16 protein-coding genes are annotated in these 20,892 nt (G+C 64.1%); 13 read left to right on the top strand and 3 right to left on the bottom strand.

The features are described from left to right. The coding region (locus tag AB7E19_RS06750; RefSeq protein ID WP_427934774.1) for a retention module-containing protein at nt 1–2,407 on the bottom strand (2,407 nt) is incomplete at its 3' end. A 738-nt stretch (nt 2,408–3,145) separates the two neighbouring features. Here AB7E19_RS06750 and nrfA point away from each other — a divergent pair. The 11 genes from nrfA (at nt 3,146) to AB7E19_RS06805 (ending at nt 15,522) form a co-directional block, all read left to right on the top strand. Further along, complete coding sequence (nrfA, locus tag AB7E19_RS06755; RefSeq protein WP_322130820.1) at nt 3,146–4,588, top strand: ammonia-forming nitrite reductase cytochrome c552 subunit; 1,443 nt, start codon at nt 3,146–3,148, stop codon at nt 4,586–4,588. 51 nt (nt 4,589–4,639) lie between these two features. Continuing rightward, a complete protein-coding gene (nrfB, locus tag AB7E19_RS06760; protein WP_322130821.1) occupies nt 4,640–5,254 on the top strand; it encodes a cytochrome c nitrite reductase pentaheme subunit in 615 nt (204 codons plus the stop codon). Continuing rightward, nucleotides 5,251–5,931: a 4Fe-4S dicluster domain-containing protein gene (locus tag AB7E19_RS06765; RefSeq protein ID WP_151027689.1), complete on the top strand. Its 681-nt coding sequence runs from the start codon at nt 5,251–5,253 to the stop codon at nt 5,929–5,931. The genes nrfB and AB7E19_RS06765 overlap by 4 nt, the downstream gene beginning before the upstream one ends. 87 nt (nt 5,932–6,018) lie before the next feature. Further along, nucleotides 6,019–6,972, top strand: a complete 954-nt coding sequence (gene nrfD / locus AB7E19_RS06770) for a cytochrome c nitrite reductase subunit NrfD (protein ID WP_261999437.1) — start codon at nt 6,019–6,021, stop codon at nt 6,970–6,972. 317 nt (nt 6,973–7,289) lie between these two features. Beyond that, nucleotides 7,290–9,251, top strand: a complete 1,962-nt coding sequence (nrfE, locus tag AB7E19_RS06775; protein WP_427934778.1) for a heme lyase NrfEFG subunit NrfE — start codon at nt 7,290–7,292, stop codon at nt 9,249–9,251. Beyond that, nucleotides 9,248–9,835, top strand: coding sequence for a DsbE family thiol:disulfide interchange protein (locus AB7E19_RS06780; RefSeq protein WP_322130823.1), 588 nt, complete (start codon nt 9,248–9,250; stop codon nt 9,833–9,835). Before nrfE ends, AB7E19_RS06780 begins: the two co-directional genes overlap by 4 nt. Next, a complete protein-coding gene (gene nrfF, locus AB7E19_RS06785; RefSeq protein WP_322130824.1) occupies nt 9,832–11,022 on the top strand; it encodes a heme lyase NrfEFG subunit NrfF in 1,191 nt (396 codons plus the stop codon). The genes AB7E19_RS06780 and nrfF overlap by 4 nt, the downstream gene beginning before the upstream one ends. A gap of 350 nt (nt 11,023–11,372) precedes the next feature. Next, the gene (locus AB7E19_RS06790; RefSeq protein ID WP_029314613.1) at nt 11,373–12,293 is read left to right on the top strand and encodes a serine hydrolase; all 921 of its coding nucleotides are present in this window, start codon (nt 11,373–11,375) and stop codon (nt 12,291–12,293) included. Nucleotides 12,294–12,454: 161 nt separating this feature from the next. Continuing rightward, a complete protein-coding gene (locus AB7E19_RS06795; RefSeq protein ID WP_080768040.1) occupies nt 12,455–12,595 on the top strand; it encodes a DUF2256 domain-containing protein in 141 nt (46 codons plus the stop codon). Next, nucleotides 12,595–14,115: a cryptochrome/photolyase family protein gene (locus tag AB7E19_RS06800; RefSeq protein WP_322130825.1), complete on the top strand. Its 1,521-nt coding sequence runs from the start codon at nt 12,595–12,597 to the stop codon at nt 14,113–14,115. Before AB7E19_RS06795 ends, AB7E19_RS06800 begins: the two co-directional genes overlap by 1 nt. Before the next feature lie 153 nt (nt 14,116–14,268). Continuing rightward, nucleotides 14,269–15,522: a D-amino acid dehydrogenase gene (locus AB7E19_RS06805; RefSeq protein ID WP_042882483.1), complete on the top strand. Its 1,254-nt coding sequence runs from the start codon at nt 14,269–14,271 to the stop codon at nt 15,520–15,522. A gap of 62 nt (nt 15,523–15,584) precedes the next feature. Here AB7E19_RS06805 and AB7E19_RS06810 read toward each other — a convergent pair whose 3' ends face one another. Beyond that, entirely contained in the window at nt 15,585–16,283 is a 699-nt protein-coding gene (locus AB7E19_RS06810) for a TetR/AcrR family transcriptional regulator (RefSeq protein ID WP_263308663.1), read from the bottom strand. Between the two features lie 183 nt (nt 16,284–16,466). Between AB7E19_RS06810 and AB7E19_RS06815 the strand changes: the two genes are divergently transcribed. Further along, entirely contained in the window at nt 16,467–18,398 is a 1,932-nt protein-coding gene (locus AB7E19_RS06815; RefSeq protein ID WP_322130826.1) for an amidohydrolase, read from the top strand. Between the two features lie 30 nt (nt 18,399–18,428). Here AB7E19_RS06815 and AB7E19_RS06820 read toward each other — a convergent pair whose 3' ends face one another. Continuing rightward, nucleotides 18,429–19,562, bottom strand: coding sequence for an HPP family protein (locus AB7E19_RS06820; protein WP_151027696.1), 1,134 nt, complete (start codon nt 19,560–19,562; stop codon nt 18,429–18,431). Between the two features lie 177 nt (nt 19,563–19,739). On the opposite strand from AB7E19_RS06820, the gene AB7E19_RS06825 reads away from it, so the two are divergent. Beyond that, on the top strand, nt 19,740–20,852 hold the full coding sequence (locus AB7E19_RS06825; RefSeq protein WP_322130827.1) for a glycosyltransferase family 9 protein: 1,113 nt from the start codon (nt 19,740–19,742) through the stop codon (nt 20,850–20,852). Nucleotides 20,853–20,892: the final 40 nt, after the last annotated feature.

Here is a 20,892-nt window from a genome sequence, read left to right on the forward strand (position 1 = left end):
CCGCATCCAGCAGGGTGATGACGTTGCCGTTGACCTGATAGTGGGTCGGCTGGCCGCCGCTGGTGAGGCCATTCAGGCCGGGCTGGTTCGCCTCGAAGTTGAGCGACACCAGGCGATCGCTGCCCACGCTCACCGGCAGCTGGCCATCCAGGGTCTGGCCAGAGGCCCCTTCCTGCAAGGTGACCCCGCTATCGATGCCAAGGCGGGGATCCACACCGTCGCTGATGGAGACAACCAGATCGGCGCGGGTCTCGTCGCCGTCTATCTCCTTGGCGGAAACGGTGAGCCCGAGGGAGAGCTGGTCGCTGCCCTGATGGTCCAGAGGCCCATTGAGGGAGACGGTGACATTGCCGTCGATATCACTGCCATGTTGGCTGGCGGTCAGCTCGGCCTTCAGTACCTCGACCCGCTTGCCATTGCCATCCAGGTAATAACCCGTCAGCAGGCGATCACCGGTGAATTCGAAGGTCAAGGCGTGGCCGTCGCTGCTGATGCCGCTGCCGTTGAGACGGGCCAGGGTTGCACTCTGATCCGCGAAGACGGCACTTGTTGCCACCAAGGGATCGGACTGATGGCCCACCACGAACTGGCTCTGTCCCACCACCGCCGCCGGATTGGTGAAATCATCCTCCGTGAGGCTGATGGGGGCGATGGTGAAGTCCGGCGGTGTGCTGTCCACCAGGTTGACGGTGAGATTGGCGCTCACAAGATCCCCGTCGCTGTCGCGGTACTCCAGGGCAAAGGGCAGGCTCAGGCTATCCTGGCCGTGATCCAGGCTCTGGTTCCAGACGATGCGATAGCTGCCGTCGTTGGCCAGGGTCAGGGTGAAGACGGTCGCGCCCCCCGCGCTGGCGGTGAGGGTCTGGCCGCTGACCTGGTAGGCGAGCGCCGTCCCGTGGCTGGTCAGGCCAAGCTGATTGAGGGCACCTTGATCGGCGGCAAAACTCACCTGCAGGTTGCCATCAAGCCCGGCTCCGGTGTGCAGGGATCCGGTGGCGCTCACCGGTCCCTTGGCGAGATCCGCCTCGGAGAGGGTCAGGGTATCGCTCTGACCGATGAGAGGAGCCCCGTCGATCACCCGGTTGCCCGCCAGATCCGTCACCTCGGCGCGAACCTCGTAGGGGCCCTGGATGCTGGAGAGATCCAGGCCTCCCAGTTGCCAGCGGCCGTCACTGCCCACCAGGGCACTGCCGTTGAAGAGGGTCTGGCCATTCTGGCCAATCAGGGTGATGGTCACCCGCTGCCCCGCCTCCACGTCCGTGGTACTGCCGCTCAGGGTGACCTTGTCATGGCCGAGAATGCTGTCGGTATCGAGATCGTCGATGTCGATGGCGGCACGGGTATCCACCGTCACCGTCAGGGTGTCGCTGGCCCGGTTGCCCGCGATGTCCACCGCATCGACGCGAAAATCATGGGCGCCATCGGCCAGGGTATCGGGGATCTGATATTGCCAGTTGCCGTTGCCATCCACGGTGAGCACGGCCATCACCTTGCCTTCCAGGGTCAGGGTAACGGTAGCGCCAGGCTCCCCCTTCCCTTGCAGTAGCGGTGTGGTGTCGCGGGTCAGATCATCGGTCTGGCTGGTGCCGGTGTCGCTCTCGTCCGCCAAATCCAGGGTAATGGTGGTGATGGTGTCGAGCAGGGTCTGGCCGGTGTCGCTGGCCCGGTTGCCAGCCGCGTCCTGGGTATCGGCCTGGATGGTCAGGGGGCCGTCCACCAGCTTGCCGGTGACGTCGCCGAAGTTTGCCTCCCAGACGAAGCCGGGCAGCACCACTGTGGTGGTGGTCAGGCGATTGCCATCTTGGTCTATCAGGGTGACGGTGACGGTCTGGCCGACTTCCACGTCCTCGACAAAGCCGCGAATGATGACGCCGGTCGCCTCGTCGGCATTGATGATGTTGTCGTCGGTCTGGGGTTCTGTGATGGTGATGGCTGCCAGCAGATCCTGATCTTCGGCATAGAGCAACTCGTCGCCCGGCTGGCGCGCCTCATGGCCGGTGTCAAATCCCGCCTCGGCCAGGGTCGCATCATTGATACGATCCACCACCACGAAACCGCCGGCGCTGGAGCCGGCCACACCGCCAACCGTAGCGGCCGCCGCGTTACCGGCCGCCGTCTCTTCAAACAATTTGGTCGGGTCTGCCCCCTGGCGGATCGCCTCCTGGAGGCTCGCCAGCTCGGCATCGGCACCGGCGGGCAGTGCCGCCTCGGGCTGGGTGGGCTCGGGGCGTTCGCTGCCAGCCTCCGCCAGCTCCACCTGTCCGTCGGATTCGGTGAGCAGGCGCATCCCGGGCTCCAGTTGCATGCCAGGGGTGGCACGGCGCAAAGAGCCGTCCGCATCCATCACAAACACGGCGCCCTCCACCTTGGCAATAAGAGTCGGTTTATCGATTCGCAGCTCGGCCATATATCCTCCAACGGGTAAACACAGACTTCCCAGCACATGAAGCGTAAAGGGAAAGTCTCCGTGACAGGCGGCTATTTTACCGTCAATCACCCCCTATAACCCTTCGTCATTTTCGAAAATATCGAAAGTAAATGCCGCCAACCGTCCTATTAAATTCAATAAGACGCTATCAGGCCGCGAATATGCTGGAATAAAGCCCTTATTTTCCCTTTCATAAAAACAGATGGCTCTCTTGGCACCCATTTCTACGACAGCTTCTGTCACAAAGTCCCTTGACAGGGACCATGGTGATGGAAAACCGAAGCCTCCCCCTCACCCCTTCGAAAGCTTAATATTGAATTTAAATTCAACATCAGCAGTTCATTCTCTCTCTTCAGGCGGTGTATCTCTCCGCCGCCTCTCGCCCTTCCCCCCTAGCCAGCATGATGAACATCGTTTTTACCTATTTTCATCAAAAGAGAACGGGTGGAAATAACCCTCGGATGAGGTTCAATAATTCCACCTGGATCGCACTTTTGGCATCCCTCCATCCCCTCAATTGATCTAGCGCAACTCCCACGGGGATAAATGATTATCCATTTTACCCATTTGGTATTATTCCCCCGAGCAATTGCATAAACACCGATTTATATGCAGCCATAACAATGGATCGGCCTGCCATGCCCGTCGATGATGAGCACAGATGTCCACACCAAGATGGAACGGTCAGGCCCGACATGGACTTTTTATCTGGGAGTGATGACCGTGGGTTCATATGACAAGCTATTTCGACCAGGGCTGGCGGCCCTGCTGCTGACCGTCCTGCTGGGTGCAGGCAGTCTGGCACAGGCAGACGACAGTGCCCCCAAAGGGAAGATTGAGGCGCGCAGCGAGCTGTTCGCCAAGGATCACGCCGATCAGTTCACCAGCTGGAAAGGCACCAGCGAGAGCCGCGAGCGCATCGACGCCCTGGCGGAAGATCCGCAGATGGTGGTGCTCTGGGCCGGCTACCCCTTCTCCAAGGATTACAACAAGCCGCGCGGCCACTTCTATGCGCTGACCGACGTGCGGGAAACCCTGCGCACCGGCGCCCCCAAGACCGCCGAAGACGGTCCGCTGCCCATGGCCTGCTGGAGCTGCAAAGGCCCGGACGTGGCCCGCGTCATCGACGAGAAGGGTGAGGATGGCTACTTCAAGGGCATGTGGGCAAAAGGCGGACCGGAGATCGTCAACACCATCGGCTGCGCCGACTGCCACGACACCGCCTCGAAAGAGTTCAAGGAAGGGAAACCCGCCCTGCACCTCTCCCGTCCCTATGCCGACCGGGCCATGACCGCTATCGGCAAGCCGTTCAAGGAGCAGGGGCGCTTCGATCAGCAGTCCCAGGTGTGCGGCCAGTGCCACGTGGAGTACTACTTCAGCGGCCCCACCAAGGCGGTGAAATTCCCCTGGGACAAGGGTACGACTGTTGAGCAGATGGAAGAGTATTACGACGAGATTGGCTTTGCCGACTGGACCCATGCCCTCTCCAAGACCCCCATGCTCAAAGCCCAGCACCCCGAGTACGAGACCTGGCGCGCCGGCATTCACGGCCAGAACAACGTTGCCTGCGTCGACTGCCACATGCCCAAGGTGCAGAACGAGCAAGGCAAGGTCTACACCGACCACAAGGTAGGCAACCCCTTCGATCGCTTCGACCAGACCTGCCGCAACTGCCACACCCAGAGCAAGGAGATGCTGCAAGGGGTGGTCAAGCAGCGCAAGGACGCCGTCACCGAAATCAAGCTCAAAATCGAGAAGCAGCTGGTGCACGCCCACTTTGAAGCCAAGGCCGCCTGGGATGCCGGCGCCACCGAGGCCGAGATGAAGGACATTCTGCAGGACATCCGTCACGCCCAATGGCGCTGGGACTTCTCCATCGCCTCCCACGGGGTGCAGATGCACGCCCCGGAAGTGGCGCTGCGCATGCTGGGAACCGCCCTGGACAAAGCCGCCGACGCCCGCACCAAGCTGGCACGCCTGCTGGCCGCCAAGGGGATCAGCCACGAGATCGCCATTCCTGACATCTCCAGCAAGGAGAAGGCCCAGGCCGCTCTTGGCATGGACATGCAGCAGATGAACAGCGACAAGGCCCAGTTCCTCAAGACCACTGTCCCCGCCTGGGATGCCGAGGCCAAAGCGGCCGGACGGCTCGCACAATGACGAGGCATGCGGGCCTGCAGTGTCGGGCCCGCAGCCGGATGGAGGCTTCCTATGGGTGATTTAACAATGGATTTCTTACGACTGATGCTGATGGCAGCCATGCTGCTCACCAGCCTGCAGGGCCAGGCGGCCGATGCGGCAACCGCCCCGGCACCGACTACACATGAAGTGGAATTTCTGCGCAGTGCCGACAAGGCCTGCACCGACTGCCACAAGGAGCAGGTCGAAGGCATGCACGGCAAGCACGGCCAGGCGACCAACCCCAACAACCTGGCGCCGGTCACCTGCACCAACTGCCACGGTCAACCCTCCCCCCAACACCGGGAAGGGGTCAAGGACGTGATGCGCTTTAGCGACAGCTTCAATGACAAGCAAAGCGGCGTGGCAGAGAAGCAGAGTACCGAGAGCTACCCCATCGCCGAGCAGAACGGGGTCTGCATGAGCTGTCACGAGCCCAAAGTGCTGCGCGAGGCGCTCTGGGCCCACGACGTGCACGCCACCAAGCTCACCTGCACCAGCTGCCACCAGCTGCACCCGGCCAAGGAGCCCATGGTGGCTATTCCGGAGAAGTCCCGCATCAAGCTCTGCGTCGACTGCCACAGCAAGCAGCATGAGGCCGTCAAGGCAGCCAAGGCGAACACCACCTCGGGCAAGGAGGTACCATGAGCTGCTCTCGCCGTCACTTCATGGCGGGGATGAGTGCGGGGGCCCTCATCATGATGACAGGGCCGACTCGCACCCTTGCCACCCCCCTCGCCCACAGCCAGACCATCGACGGGGTCCGCTTTGGCATGCTCCACGACGAGACGGCCTGCATCGGCTGTAGCGCCTGCATGGATGCCTGCCGGGAGGTGAATCAGGTGCCAGAGGGGGTCTCGCGCCTCGAGATCATCCGCTCCGGCCCCATCGGCACCTTCCCCGATGCCGAGTACCACTTCTTTCGCAAGTCCTGCCAGCACTGCGACAACGCTCCCTGCGTACACGTCTGCCCGACCGGTGCCTCCCATATCCGCAAGGAGGATGGCATCGTCGACGTCAACCCGGATCTCTGCGTCGGCTGCATGTACTGTCTGGCCGCCTGCCCCTATCAGGTGCGCTTTATCAACCCTGTGACCAAGGTGGCCGACAAGTGCGACTTTTGCCGCAAGACCAACCTGGCGGCGGGCAAGGAGCCGGCGTGCGTGGAATCCTGCCCCACCAAGGCGCTGGTGTTCGGCAATCTGGATGACCCGGACAGCCCCATCGCCAAACGGCTGGTGAAGGAGACCACCTATCGCTACAAGCAGGCACTCGGCACCTCGCCCAAGATGTACCGCGTGCCCGAAGGGGAGATAAAGTCATGACGATGCAAGAGGCGTTTCACTTCCCTTCCCTCGTGTGGGGATTTGTCCGATCGCCATCTACCGCAGTAACAGAAGGAGGAATGGATCATGTTGCATGACGCATTTCACTTCTCCTCGCTGGTCTGGGACTGGCCAATCGCCATCTATCTCTTTCTGCTCGGCATCTCCGCCGGGGCCACCACCCTCTCGGTGCTGCTGCGCCGCAAGGGAGCCGGCAGCGAGAGCGGCATCATCAAGGCGACCGCCATTCTGGCGCCGGTGAGCGTGGTGCTGGGGTTACTGATCCTCATCTTCCACCTGGCCCGCCCCTGGACCTTCTGGAAGCTGATGTTCCACTACCAGTTCGACTCCGTGATGTCGATGGGGGTCATGCTGTTTCAGGTCTACATGGCGGTGCTGTTTGCCTGGCTGGCGGTGGTATTTCGGGCCGAGATCGAGACCTTGCGCAGTCACCTGCTGCAAGAGAAGTTCGCCTTTGTGGATGGTCTGATTGGCTGGCTCGCCCGCATCGAGCGGCTGCTGGCGCCGCTCTTGCTGCTGCTCGCCGTGCTCTTGGGGGCCTACACCGGCTTTCTGCTGTCGGCGCTCAAGACCTATCCGCTGTTGAACAACCCGGTGCTGCCGGTGCTGTTCCTCATCTCCGGCGTCAGCTCCGGCATCGCTTCCACCATCTTGCTGGCGGTCACCCTGTTCAAGGAGAACCATCACAGCCAGGGGGTGAGCTTTGTCCACCGCTTCGAGCGGCCGGTGCTGGCGGTGGAGGTGTTGCTGCTGGTCTGCTTCTTTACCGGCCTCTACTTCGGTGGCGGCCAGAAGGAGGCAGCCATGTGGGCCGCCATCGGCAGCGGCTTCTGGGCTCAGGTGTTCTGGCTCGGGGTGGTGGGCATCGGCATGCTGCTGCCCCAGTTGCTGGCCCTGCTGGCCCCCGCGCCGCTGCGGGCCAAAAACGGCTATCTGGTACTGGTCTGCAGCCTGACCCTGGTGGGGATCCTGCTGCTGCGCTACTTCGTGCTCTACGCCGGCCAGATGACGGTAGTTTAAAAAACCGTTCACGCTCCTGCTGCGAGGCCGTGATCAAGGCTCATGTGCTGCTCGGAATCCTCATGTATTCACATACACTCCGGTTCCTGCGCTGCTCTTTACCTTGCTGACAACCTCTCGCGACGGATCGTGAACCGGTTATTGAAAGCTGGGGATAAGCGCCAGCCACCCTCGGGTGACTGGCGCTGGTTTGTTGCTGGCCCAATGAATTTCTGGTGATGCCACACCCGTTGCTTGGCAATGTTTTCCCCCAAAGGGAGACGACGCGGCGTGTGTGGCATGACATGAATGACATCAAAGATTGAAACGGAGGTTGTGTGCTGGCGGAGCTCGGCTATCTCTCACTGTTGCTGGCGACCGGGCTCGCCCTGCTGCAAGGGCTGCTGCCCTGGCTGGGATTGCGGCTCGCCTCACGCCTGCTGCTGGGCTGCGCAACACCGCTGGCCCTCCTGGTCGCGCTCCTGCTCGGGGCCGCTCTGCTGCTGCTCGCCAGCTGTTTTGGCCAGGATGACTTCACCCTGGTCTATGTGGCCCAGCACGCCAACAGCGCCCTACCCCTTGGCTTCAAGCTGGCGGCCGTGTGGGGCGGCCACGAGGGCTCCATGCTGTTCTTCGTCTTTGCGCTGGGGCTGTGGGGCGCCCTGGTGGCCCTTTGCTCCAGGCGGGTCGATCCGCTGATCACAACCCGGGTATTGGCCATCATGGGGCTGATCGTCGGGCTGTTCGGCCTCTATACCCTGATCTTCTCCAGCCCGTTTGACCGCCAGTTCCCGGGGCCGCTGGAGGGGCGCGATCTCAACCCCATGCTGCAGGATATCGGCCTCATCATCCACCCGCCCCTGCTCTATCTCGGTTACGTCGGCTTTGCGGTCAACTTCGCCTTCGCCATGGCGGCGCTGCACTCGGGTCGGCTCGATGGCGCCGTGGCCCACTGGAGCCGTCCCTGGGCGCTCGGCTCCTGGGTGTTTCTCACCGCCGGCATCGTGCTGGGCTCCTGGTGGGCCTATTACGAGCTCGGCTGGGGCGGCTGGTGGTTCTGGGATCCGGTGGAAAATGCCTCCCTCTTGCCCTGGCTGCTCGGCACCGCCCTGCTGCACGCCCTGGTGGTGTGCGAGAAGCGCGGCGCTTACGGTCACGCCGTGCTGCTGCTCTCCATCTTTACCTTTTCGCTAAGCCTGCTCGGCACCTTCGTGGTGCGCTCCGGGGTACTCACCTCGGTGCACGCCTTTGCGGTGGACCCCAGCCGCGGCCTCACCCTCTTGTTGCTGCTCGGTTTGCTATTGACCTGCGCCCTCACCCTGTTTGCCCTGCGGGCGGACATTAGCGCCCCCTATGCCCGCTTTGGCTTGCTGTCAAAAGAGGGGCTGCTCGGCGCCGCCATCCTGCTGCTTTGCGTGGCCTGCGCCAGCGTGCTGCTCGGCACCTTCTACCCCATGGTGTTCCAGTCGCTCCATCTGGGCTCGCTCTCGGTGGGCGCCCCCTATTTCAATACCATCTTCGTGCCGCTGGCCCTCTGCCTGATAGCGCTGATGACCCAGCTGCCGCGCCTGCGCTGGCAGCATCTGGCAGCCCAGCGCCGCATCAGGGTGCTGCTCCCATGCCTGTTCGGCCTGCTGGGGGGCACCTTGCTGAGCCTCGCCTATCCCGAACCGCTGCGGGCAAGCTGGCTGGGGCTTGCGGCCAACGTGCTGAGCCTCTGGCTGATGGCCAGCCTGCTGCTCCCGCTCTTGCAGCCGACGTCGCGGCGCGAGCTCACCCTCAACCGGTTCGGCAGCCTGCTGGCCCACCTCGGGGTGGCGGTGTGCGCCCTCGGCATCGCGCAGGTGAGTCACCACAGTCAGGAGGGGGGCGCCGTACTCGCCGCAGGCCAGCCCTATCGGCTCGGCGCCTTCGAGTTTCGCTATGAGGGGAGCGAGCCGATCATCGGCCCCAACTACACCGCCGAGCGCATCACTCTCAGCGTGCATAAGGACGGTAAAGAGGTGGCGCGGCTAACGCCGGAGCGGCGTCACTACAGCGTGCGCACCATGAACATGAACGAACCCGGCATCGCGTGGGGAATGCTCGGCGATCTCTACGTGGTGCTTGGCGAGAAGATGGGGCCCGGCGCCTATGCCATGCGGCTGCACCATAAGCCGCTGGTGCGCTGGATCTGGCTCGGTGGCCTGTTGATGATGGCGGGCGGCACCCTGCGCCTGCTCGCCCGCCGGCCGCTGCTGGCTGCCCATCCTGCGCCAGCTACCGCCCCCTACCCTCGGCTTGAACAGGAGACCTTATGAACGCCCGTCTGCGCCTGTTCGTGCCGCTCGTGCTCACCCTGGGGCTCGGTGCCCTGCTCTGGCTCGGCCTTGGCAACAACCCCTACAGCCAGGATGAGGCCGTCGCAGGGCGCACCCTGCCCGCCTGGCAGAGTGACGACCTGTTTGGCGGCGCCCCCATCCACACCGCGGCGCTCAAGGGGGAGCCCTTCGTGCTCAACGTCTGGGCCAGCTGGTGCCCCAACTGCCGCGCCGAGCATTCGCTGCTGGGTGATCTGGCCAACGCCGTGCCCCTCTATGGCCTCAACTACCGGGACAAGGGGGACGCCGCCCGCGCCTGGCTCACCGAGGCGGGCAACCCCTATCGCGCCGTGCTGTCCGACCCTAAAGGGAAACTGGCGCTGGAGCTTGGCGTCTATGGCACGCCGGAAACCTATCTCTTCGCCGGCGACGGCACCCTGCTGACCCGTCATACCGGCCTGCTCACCCGGGAGATCTGGCAACGCCAGTTTGCCCCCCTGCTTGCAAAGGCCCGCAGCAACACCGCTCGCCAGCCCGACGTGGAGAAAGAAGTGGAGAGACAAGTGCGGGAGAGCAAGCCATGAGCCGTCTCGGCCACACCCTGATAGCGCCACTCTTGCTGGCATTGAGCCTCGGGGCCCTTGCCAGCGGGGTCGACACCTATGAGTTTCGCCACCCCGAGCGGCAGACCCGTGCTCAGGATCTGGCCCGCGCCCTGCGCTGCCCCCAGTGCCAGAACCAGAACCTGGTGGAGTCCAATTCCCCCATCGCCCGGGATCTGCGGCTCGAGGTCTACCGCTGGGTGGACGAGGGGCAGTCTGATGAGCAGGTGATCGCCCGCATGACGGAGCGCTTCGGCGATTTCGTGCGCTACGATCCCCCCTTCAAGCGCAGCACGGCGCTGCTGTGGGGGGGGCCCGCCCTCTTGCTGTTGCTGGCGCTCAATCGCCTGCTCAGGAGCCTGCATCGTCGGCAACCGGCGCGGGTGCCGCTTGTCGGCAACAGAGCCGAGGGGGCGCTCGCTCACGACCCCAGGGCCGAGCTGAACCGGCTGATCATGGCCGAGCAGCAGGCGGGGCTTGCCCCCCACAACCGCCTCTACCGGGAGCTGGAGCTGGCCCACCTCGCCAACGCCACCCCAACCGCCGAGCAGGCCCTGCGCGAGCGGCTGGCAAGGGATCGCACCGCCCGTCCGCTGCCCTGGCTGCGTTCCTGGATACTGCTTGGGACCCTGCTGCTGGCGCTGATGGCCGGTATTTATGCCGGCACCGGCCGCTATCAGACGTGGCAGGCTTATCAGTCGCGCCCCGATCCGCTGGCGGGATTGAGCCCGCGGGATCTGCAGGACAAGGAGCTGGGCGCCCTGCACCAGCGCCTGCAAGCCAACCCTGCCGATCTCGACGGCTGGGCGGCGCTCGGTCAGCTCTATCTCTATCGGGACGAGTACGACAACGCCTTGCTCGCCTACCAGCGCCTCGCCCTGCAAGAAGGGGGTGCCAACGCCGCGACTCAAGCAGCTCAGGCTACCGTGCTCTACTACCAGGCGGGCCAGCAGCTCACCCCGGAGGCGCTGAGCCTACTCGATAGTGCGCTCAAGCAGGACAAGGACGAGGTGAGCGCCCTGATGCTGCTCGCCTCCGATCACTTCCTGCACGGCCGCTACTCCCAGGCCATCGCCCTCTGGCAGCAGTTGCTGGACGAGGAGCGCCCCCGCATCAATCGGGCCGCACTGATCCAGGCCATTCAGACCGCAAGGATGATGGGAGGATGAAGCGGGGCAAAACGGCGATAATGCAGCGGGCCATCTTCCCTGCCGGGCGCCGTTTTTATCGCCATGGTCGCCATTAACGACCCCTTCATCATCCCAAGGCGCCGAAAGGTGCAAAAAGAGTCGTCATCCCGCCCCTCGCCAGCATATAGTGCGCCCCCGTGGTGGCGTGTCTGGCATGGCCTGACAGGCCTCTATGACTCCCTTTATCGGGCCTAATAGCCCCGATGCGGGGGTTTTCAAGGTGCGCTGGCCCATAAAATGGAAATATCCGGCCACCAGACGTTGTGAAGCGTCAATTACCGTCATATAACTTAGCCAAATGTCCCTGTGAGTCGTAGTAGAGTCAAATCATGAACCTTCGTCCTTTTCTTCCCTTGCTGCTCGGCGCCTTCCTCCTTCCCGCCAGCATGGAAAGCGCCCATGCCAACCCGTTTTCTGCGACCTCTTCTTCCACCAACAGCCTACTCGAACCCCGCAGCAACCTGCCGCTGAGATCCGATGCCTACGTGGTCGTCAACCCGAAAACCGGCGAGACACTGGCAGAGCGCAACGCCAACCGGGTGATGTCCATCGCCTCCATCACCAAGCTGATGACAGCGCTGGTGGTACTGGACGGCAATCAGCGCCTCAACGAGACCCTCACCGTCACCATGGATGACGTGGACAGACTCAAGGGCACGGGGTCGCGCCTCGCGGTGGGCTCTCGCCTGAGTCGCGCCGACATGCTGCACATCGCACTGATGTCCTCTGAAAACCGCGCAGCCTCCGCCTTGGGACGGCACTACCCGGGTGGCCGCAAAGCCTTTATCGAGGCAATGAACGCCAAGGCCCGCATGCTCGGCATGTGGAGCACCCATTTCGCCGACAGCACCGGGCTCAACCCCCGCAACGTCTCCACCGCACACGATCTCGCCAAACTGGCTGCTGCCGCATCCACCTACCCGCTGATCCGCCAGTACACCGCCTCCGAGCAGCGTCTGGTACGCAACGGCAAGCGCCAGCTGCACTACCTCAACTCCAACCGCCTGGTACGGGAAGGAAGCTGGCCCATTCTGGTCTCCAAGACCGGTTATATCCGCGAGGCGGGGCGCTGCCTGGTGATGGGAACCCGGGTCAACAACGAGCCCGTGGTCATGGTACTGCTTCACGCCAACACCACGGATGAACGGGTCGCCGATGCCAGAAAGATCAAGAGCTGGCTGGAAACCTCGGGCCGCATGACCCTGACGGCGCAGTCCACTCCCCAGCCCAGGCTCTTCAGCAGCCAGTAACGGCTACGAGAACAAGGGCCCCCGAACCGGCAGGTGCGGGGGCCTTTTTCATGAGTGGCAATCACCCCCTATTGCCTCTTTCTGCTCCCCCAGTGATCCCGACCGTATGGTGCTTCGTTAAGGAGGCAGAGAGAAACCAAGGGCATCAACAGGGCCGCCACATGCACCTCAAACCCCATCTACCCGAGAAGATCTGTCCCGTCTGCCTGCGTCCTTTTGCCTGGCGGCGCAAGTGGGCCCGCTGCTGGCAGGAAGTGCGCTATTGCAGCGAACGCTGCCGTCGTCGGAAGGAGCACCCCTGATGGAGCTACGCCTCATTCTCGGGGATCAACTGAACGCAGGTCACAGCTGGTTTCACACGCAGGATCCCGCTGTCTGCTACCTGATGGCGGAGCTGCGCCAGGAGACGGACTACTGCCGCCACCATCGCCAGAAGGTGCTCGCCTTCTTTGCCGCCATGCGCGCCTTCGCCGCCGCCCTCACCAAGGCGGGCCACCGGGTCTGCTACCTGACTCTCGATGAGAGCGCCCCCTGGCCCGATTTGCCGAGCTTGCTGGCGGCCCAGCTACAAGCGCATCAGGCCGAGCGCTTCGCCTGGCAGAGCCCGGACGAGTGGCGCCTTGCAAGCCAGCTGACCCAGTGGGCCTCAGGCCTTGCCATCCCGACCGCTGAGGTGGACAGCGAACATTTTCTCACCCCCCGCGATGGCTGGCGACGCTACCCCCACAGCCGGATGGAGTTCTTCTACCGCGCCCTGCGAAAGCAGTACCGGGTGTTGCTCGATGAGCGCGGCCAGCCCCTTGGGGGGCGCTGGAACTTCGATGCCGAGAATCGCGCCAAATTGCCGGCGAGCCAACCCATCCCGGCGCCCCTCACCTTTGCCAACGAGGTGAGCGACATCGATGCCATGCTGACCCACCACGGCGTCGCCACCATTGGCAGTGCCGATGCCGACGCCCTGCCCTGGCCCGTCACCCGGCGCCAGAGCCGCGCACTGCTTGAACACTTCCTTGCACACTGCCTGCCCCACTTCGGTCGCTATCAGGACGCCCTGAGCGAACGGGGCTGGAGCCTGTTCCACAGCCGCTTGTCGTTTTCCATGAACAGCAAGATGCTCCATCCCCTCGAGGTGATCCGCGCTGCGCAAGCTCACTGGCAGGCCAATCAGGCCACCATTTCCCTGGCGCAGGTGGAGGGGTTCATCCGCCAGATCCTCGGCTGGCGCGAGTTTGTCCGCGCCCTCTACTGGGAAAAGATGCCCGAGTATCGGCGCACCAACTTTCTCGGGGCCGAGCGACCACTGCCCGGTTTTTTCTGGAATGGAGAAACCAGCATGGCCTGCGTGCGTCACGCCATTCGACAGTCTCTGGAGCACGCCTATGCCCACCATATCCAGCGGCTGATGGTGACCGGCAACTTCGCCCTGCTGGCGGGGATCCACCCTGACGAGGTGGATGCCTGGTATCTGGGTATCTATGTGGATGCCATCGAGTGGGTGGAACTGCCCAACACCCGCGGCATGAGCCAGTTTGCCGATGGCGGTTTGATGGGCAGCAAGCCCTACGCCAGCAGCGGCGCCTATCTCGAGCGGATGGGCCACTACTGCAAGGGGTGTCACTATCAGGTGAAGGCCCGCAGCGGGCCGGACAGCTGCCCCTTCAACAGCCTCTATTGGCACTTTCTCTGGCGCAACCGGGACAAACTTGGCAACAACCCTCGCCTCGCCCTGCCCTATGCCAACTGGGATGGCCAAACCACAGAACAGCAGCAAGCCATCCTGACGACGGCAGAGCATCATCTGCTCCACCTGGAACGGCTCTGAATCGACCGGATTTCATGCCAGAAAATGAGCAAATGACAACATTGAGAGCCAGTTAACAAAATGTGAATAGCGATAACCACCAATGACATCGACACCAGTTGAATATCCTGTGGCGGCTGATTAAGGTGGAGGCCCCAGTCAAGGAGAGACAAGATGGACATAGTGGTACTCGGTGGTGGCGTGGTCGGTGTGACCAGCGCCTGGTATCTGGCCAAGGCCGGTCACAAAGTGACCCTGCTGGAGCGGCGTGACGGGGTGGCCCTTGAAACCAGCCATGCCAACGCGGGTCAGATCTCCCCGGGTTATGCTTCCCCCTGGGCTGCCCCCGGCATTCCCCTCAAGGCCGCCAAATGGCTGCTGCAAAAGCACGCCCCCTTCACGGTGCGGCCCACCTCGGACCCCTTCCAGCTGCGCTGGATGCTGAAGATGTTCGCCAACTGCACGCCGGCGGCCTATGCGGTCAACAAGGGGCGCATGGTACGGCTGGCCGAATACAGCCGCGACTGCATGAAGCAGTTGCGGGGCGAGCTGGCGCTCGACTACGAAGGGCGCCAGCTCGGCACCCTGCAACTGTTTCGCAGTCAGGCCCAGCTCGATGCCAGCCAGCGCGATATCGCCGTGCTCGAGGAGTACGGCGTCCCCTATCAGTCTCTGAATGCCGACGGCTGCGAGGAGGTCGAGCCCGCCCTGGCAAGGGTGCGTGGCAAGGTGGTGGGGGGCCTGCGCCTGCCGGGAGATGAAACCGGTGACTGTTTCCGCTTCACCCAGGCCCTGGCGGACGAGGCCCGCAAGCTCGGGGTGAGCTTCGTCTTCAACTGCGCCATTGACGAGGTCGAGATCGCGAAGGGACGCGCCGTGGCGGTCCGTGCCGGCGAGCAGCGCTTCCAGGCCGACGCCATCGTCTGTGCCCTCGGCAGTTATGGCACCGGCTTCCTGCGCCCCCTCGGAATTGAGCTCCCCGTCTACCCGGTCAAGGGGTACTCCCTCACCCTGCCGATGACGGATGCCGAGGGCGCGCCGCGCAGCACTGTGCTGGACGAGACCTACAAGGTCGCCATCACCCGCTTCGACGAACGGATCCGGGTGGGCGGCATGGCCGAACTCTCGGGCTTCAACCTGGCGCTCAACCCCAGACGCCACGATACCCTGGCCATGGTGGTGAGGGATCTCTTCCCCCAGGGGGGAAATCTGGAGCAGGCCACCTTCTGGACCGGGCTACGCCCCATGACGCCGGACGGCACACCCCTGGTCGGCCCAAGCCCCATTCCCGGGCTCTGGCTCAATACCGGCCACGGTACCCTGGGCTGGACCATGGCGGCAGGATCGGGCCAGTTGCTCAGCGATCTCATCTCGGGCAATACCCCGGATATCAGCGACGAGGGGCTCACCCTGGCCCGCTACGGCTGACCCGCCGCGCCGAGGACAAGAGAGGGAGTGCCTGGCACTCCCTCTCTTTATTCGCCCCCCTTCTATTCGCTCCTCTTCGCAGGGGTCTGGCAACCCGGCGCCAGCCCCGGCATAGACTGCCAGACCCGGGCGGGATCCGCCTCCTCGATGGCCGCCATCATCAGCTGCTCGCTCCAGCGTCTATGAAGTTGCCACAGCGCGCTGCCCGCCTCCCCCTGCCCCTTGGTGCACTGCTTGGCCACGTCCGCAGTCCGATAGAAGTAGCGCACCAGGGTGGTGAGCTCGGGCTCGGGCCAGCGACAGCCAAAGTGGCGCAGCCGCTCGGACCAGAACGCAATCTGGCGCACCTCGTGCTCCTGCTCGACCCCGTGCAGGGCGGGGATGAGATCCATCGCCTGCCAGAGCGCCCCATACCCGACGAAGCGCTCATCCAGTGCCTCCAGCGCCTCGTCCAGCAGCAGCAGGGTCTGGGGCCAGCTGTCGGCCTGCTCGCGGATGCGCTCCTGCGCCTCGCACACCGCCGCCAGCCAGTCCATGGCCAGCCGGCAGATAATGGCCTCCTTGTTGGGGTAGAGATGGTAGAGCGACTTGATGCCCACCCCGGCGCGGGCGGCGATGGCATTGGTGTTGAGGGCCGCAAACCCCTGCTCCTGCAACAGGGCCAGGGTGGCCTGCTCGATGCGGCTCGCCACCTCCTGGCTGCGCAGTTGCCTGGGTTGGCGCCGCATGCAAAGTTCGGCCGGCAGCACGTGTTGTGACATTCTCTTCCCCCGATGCGGTGTCCGCCCCCAAGGGGCAACTGGCGTTCATAACTACATGATGAGACAAGGTAAACACAAGTCAAAAAAAGTGCAGTAATCGCTGGCATTTTTCAGAATAGCTGCAATAACCATAGGTGCTCATATCTGCAGTAAGAACTGCAATTAACCCAAGGAGAGCGTGCTATGGATAGCAAACACCCCAATCTCAGGCTGGGCACCATCGCCCTGCTGCTAGGTGGCCTGCTCGGCTGCCAGCAAGACAGCAGTGAGCCACCGCTCGGCAACACCCTCTATCTCAACGGCAAGATCCACACCCAGGATGGGCAACGCAGCCAGGCCGAGGCCATGGTGGTGCAAGGGGGCAAGTTCACTTACGTGGGCACTCGCGAAGGGGCCGAGGCCTTGAAAAACAGTGCGACCCAGGTGGTAGATCTGCAAGGCAAAATGGTGCTGCCGGGCCTGCACGACAACCACATCCATCTGCTCGGCACCGTGGCGCTGGACATGTGCGACCTGGACGGCCAGAGCGTCAACCTGGATCAGCTGGCGGCCAAGATCGGCGAGTGCCTGCCCCGCTACGCCCCGGCTCCCGGGGAATGGCTGGTGGTCAACCAGTGGTCGCCCTATGACGGCAACACCCCCACCGCCACCCATGCCACCCTGCTGGCGGCTCTGGATGCGGCGGCGCCGAACAACCCCGTGATGCTGGCCGGGGTCGACGGCCATGCCGGCGGCTACAACTCCCAGGCGCTGGCGCAGGCACAGGACGAAGAGGGCAATGTGGTCGGCTTCAATGCCACCACCCTGGCTCCAGGCGGCGTGTTCGAGGCCTTCATCCCCTATGTGGATCTCGCAACCGGCGTGGTCCGGGACGCGGCCCGCAGCGCCATTGCGGTCCCCGACACCGGGGTGCTGAGCGCGGAGGGTGAACAGGCAGCGGCCCAGTATGACAAGATACTCCCCGCCATCTCGACGCTGATGGCGTCGCGCGGCATCACGGGGGTGCAGGATGCCTGCGCCAACGACTTCATCCGGGGTCGGCTGCTCAAGATGCAGGACCAGGATCTGCTGCACATGCGCGTCACCGCCGCCACCTGCTTCAACCAGGATGACTACAGCGGCAAGCTGGACATCGACGGGCACCTGGCCAAGGCGAACCAAGTGCGCGACGCCTTCGCAGGCAACCCCCTCATCAAGGCCGATGCGGTCAAGATCTTCCTCGACGGCGTGCTGGAGGGGGATCCCTTCACCAGCCCCCCCTTCCTGCCCAATGCCGGCATGCTGGAGAATTACCAGCATCCCCATCTGGCCCTGGATCCCGCCAGCGGAGAGGTGAGCATCACCGCCGACAGCGAGGATGCGGGCAGCAACGGCATCGTCAACTACAAGGAGGCGGATCTGACGCGCTACGTCACGGCGCTGGATGGGGCCGGGTTTGGCATCCACATGCACAGCATCGGCGATCGCAGTACCCGGGTGGCCCTCGATGCCCTGGAGGCGGCCCGCGCCAGCAACGGCAACAGCGGCATTCCCCACACCCTGGCCCACCTGCAGGTGGTGCACCCGGACGATCAGCAGCGCCTCGGCGAGCTGGGTCTCTACCTCACCTTCACCTATGCCTGGACCACGCCCCAGCTTGCCTATGACATGCTGGTCAGCCCCTTCATCCAGCCAACCAAGGCAGGGCAGTCCCTGAGCGAGGCCATCTACGATCCCATGGGCTATCTTCATGACGCCCTCTACCCGGTCGAGCGTTCGCGTCAGGCTGGCGCCGTGCTGGTGGCGGGCAGCGACGCCCCGGTGGACAGCCGGGACCCGCGTCCGTTCGAGAACATGGCCGCCGGCATCGTGAAGGCGGCAAGCAGCGGCGACGGCTTTAGGGCCAGTCAGCGCACTTCGCTGGCCGAGATGCTGGCCGCCTACACCATCAACGGCGCCAGGGCGGTGCGTCAGGGCGACATCACCGGCTCCATCGAGGCGGGCAAGTCGGCGGACTTCATCGTGCTGGACAGGGACCTGTTCGCCCTGGTCAAGGCCGGCACCCCGGAGCAGATCGCCGATACCCAGGTCGAGCAGACGGTCTTCATGGGGGAGACCGTCTATCCCAGACCCTGAATGACACGGGCCCCGCAAGGGGCCCGTTTCTTATGGCTCATTCTTATTGCTCACAGGCGTCTCCCCCTCCACCAGCCCCGGTTGCAGGGCCAGCGTGAAGAGCGCCGCCACCATGTCGGACTGAGTGATGATGCCCACCAGCTGCTCCCCCTCCACCACCGGCATGTGGTGCAGCCCCCCGTCGGAGAAGGCCTCCACCAGATCGTAGAGAGGCTGGTAGCGCCGCGCCGTCTGCACCTCCCGGGTCATCAGATCCGCGACCTGCTGCTGCTCAAGGGCCTCCTTCGCCCTCGGCTGGTGACCCGCCCGGTCGATCATCAGGTCGTGCAGGGTGATGATGCCGACCAGCCTCTCCCCCTCATCCACCACCGGCAGCGCCTTGATCTGGTGGTGGGAGAGCAGATGCCACGCTTCCATGGCAAGCGCCTGTGGCGTCGTCACGACGAGATCCCGCGACATCACATCCTGGCAACGCACCGTCCCCACCCGCTCGCGCAGGGCGTGCAACTGGGCCTCCTGCAGCAGCTCTTGCAGATCCTGGCGGCTGATGTCCAGCAGTTCCCCGTGCTTTTGCAGGGCAAAGTCGATGTCCTGGGTGGCGAGTCGGGCACTCGGCTGGGGATCCGCCGTCTGGTGGCGATTGGGCGCCGCCTTGCCGCCATGGGGATAACGACGCCCCAGAGCGCGGTTGTAGAGCAAGCCCAGACTCAGCAGCAACAGGGAGTTGAGCAGCACCGGCAGCAGCACGTAGCCGACCCCGAGCGCCCGGATCCCCTCGCCGCCGATGACGGCGGTCAGGGCCACGGCGCCGCCGGGCGGGTGCAGGCTGCGGGTGAGGAACATGGCGGCGATGGCCAGCATCACCGCCAGGGCCGAAGCGATAGCCATGTCCGGCACCAGGCTCGCACTCAATACCCCCATCAGGGCCGACACCCCGTTGCCCACAAGGATGGACCAGGGCTGGGCCAGGGGGCTGGCGGGCGCGGCAAACAGTAGCACGGCGGAGGCCCCCATGGGGGCGATGAGCCAGTGCACCTCGAGCCCCAGCCCCCAGCGGCACAGCAAGGCGGTGCCGAGCAAGCCGATGAGGGCGCCAAGAGCGCCGTAACAACTCTCTTTGACGCTGGTATTGGTCGATACCGGCAAAAAATCCCTGAACTGCATGGTGCTCCCGCTGGCGATAACATTTATTTCAAATGCGCAATTCTAGCCACTTTCCCCCGTCCCGCACCAGCACCCCGCTCCGCCATGGCCATCATCCGCACGCTTTTTCCCTTCTTAACATTGTCTTAAGAGTCCGCTGGCACCCTTTACGCCATCCCAACACTGGAGCCCAACGGTATGACTCACCTCAACGATGCCCTGCGCCGCTTCGACGGCCAACGCCGGGTCTGGACGGCGGGACTGGAGCGAACCCTGCTCGGCTGGCTTGCCAGTCGCAGCGCATTGCCGCCCTCTTCGCAGGCACCCCGCCGAATCCTGGTCATTCGCAGCACCAACCGCATCGGCAACAACCTCTTCCTGCTGCCCTTCCTGCACCAGCTTCATCGCGCCCATCCCCACGCCGAGCTGGAGCTGGTGTGCAGCCCCACCACTCTGCTCCCATTCCTGGCCGATCTGCCCCTGCGGCACATTCATCAGATCCGGTTGCAGGGCAGACACCTGCCGGGCGCCCTCTCGGCACTCTCGCGTCTGCGCCGCCAGCACTACGACAGGGTCTACGTCCCCTTCGCCTCCAGTACGGATCACTTCATCGCCGCCTGGGTACAGGCCCGTGAGAAATGCGGCTTCGACGATGGCCATGGGGATCTCATCTTCCCGCGTCCGCAGGCTGCGGACAGTGAGTGCCACTACGCCCACCAGCCCCTGCAACTGCTCGGCATACCGGGCAATCCGGCCGAACCCATCCCCCTTGGCAGCCTGTTGCAGGGGCCAAGCCCGACCTTGAGTGCGCTGCGACGAGCCCATCCTGGCCGTCCCCTGATCGGCTTTTTCACCGGCGCCCGCAAGGGCAAGGGGCTCTCCCTGCCCCAGTGGCAGCGGTTGCTTGGGGATCTGCGCCGTCACAGCCCGGATGCCCTGCTGGTCCAGCTCGCGGATCCCGCCGCCCCCCAACACCTGCTCGGGGACGTGCACGTTTCCCTTGGCAACATGGGGGAGCTGGCCCGCTTCACGGGCGGCCTCTCCCTCTTCGTCAGCGCCGACACCGGCCCTCTGCACCTGGCTGCCGCCAGCGGTGTGCCCTGTCTTGGCCTCTTTACCCAGACCAACCCCGCCCGCTACGGGTGCCTGGGCGCCCAGCACCTCAATCTGGTGATCGAGGATCGCAATGCCATCCCCCTCGACCAACAGTGGCTGACCAAGGCGCTCGCAAGCGCCCCTCACCCGGTGACGATGTCGGTTTCCCCCACCCGCTACCTACCCTCACCCCGGCCCGCCCTGCTCCCCCTCTAGGGAGCGGCCATGCAAAAAAGAGGGAAGGCTGTCGCCTTCC

The organism is Aeromonas sp., from assembly GCF_050252055.1.
Lineage (GTDB): Bacteria > Pseudomonadota > Gammaproteobacteria > Enterobacterales > Aeromonadaceae > Aeromonas > Aeromonas caviae.

Bases quoted from the DNA above. Each gene is read 5' to 3' on its own strand.
- AB7E19_RS06805 (WP_042882483.1), top strand. From the start codon at position 14,269: ATGGACATAGTGGTACTCGGTGGTGGCGTGGTCGGTGTGACCAGCGCC.
- nrfF (WP_322130824.1), top strand. From the start codon at position 9,832: ATGAGCCGTCTCGGCCACACCCTGATAGCGCCACTCTTGCTGGCATTG.
- nrfA (WP_322130820.1), top strand. From the start codon at position 3,146: ATGACCGTGGGTTCATATGACAAGCTATTTCGACCAGGGCTGGCGGCC.
- AB7E19_RS06795 (WP_080768040.1), top strand. From the start codon at position 12,455: ATGCACCTCAAACCCCATCTACCCGAGAAGATCTGTCCCGTCTGCCTG.
- AB7E19_RS06815 (WP_322130826.1), top strand. From the start codon at position 16,467: ATGGATAGCAAACACCCCAATCTCAGGCTGGGCACCATCGCCCTGCTG.
- nrfB (WP_322130821.1), top strand. From the start codon at position 4,640: ATGGGTGATTTAACAATGGATTTCTTACGACTGATGCTGATGGCAGCC.
- AB7E19_RS06810 (WP_263308663.1), bottom strand. From the start codon at position 16,283: ATGTCACAACACGTGCTGCCGGCCGAACTTTGCATGCGGCGCCAACCC.
- AB7E19_RS06820 (WP_151027696.1), bottom strand. From the start codon at position 19,562: ATGCAGTTCAGGGATTTTTTGCCGGTATCGACCAATACCAGCGTCAAA.
- AB7E19_RS06790 (WP_029314613.1), top strand. From the start codon at position 11,373: ATGAACCTTCGTCCTTTTCTTCCCTTGCTGCTCGGCGCCTTCCTCCTT.
- nrfD (WP_261999437.1), top strand. From the start codon at position 6,019: ATGTTGCATGACGCATTTCACTTCTCCTCGCTGGTCTGGGACTGGCCA.
- AB7E19_RS06765 (WP_151027689.1), top strand. From the start codon at position 5,251: ATGAGCTGCTCTCGCCGTCACTTCATGGCGGGGATGAGTGCGGGGGCC.
- AB7E19_RS06780 (WP_322130823.1), top strand. From the start codon at position 9,248: ATGAACGCCCGTCTGCGCCTGTTCGTGCCGCTCGTGCTCACCCTGGGG.
- AB7E19_RS06800 (WP_322130825.1), top strand. From the start codon at position 12,595: ATGGAGCTACGCCTCATTCTCGGGGATCAACTGAACGCAGGTCACAGC.
- AB7E19_RS06825 (WP_322130827.1), top strand. From the start codon at position 19,740: ATGACTCACCTCAACGATGCCCTGCGCCGCTTCGACGGCCAACGCCGG.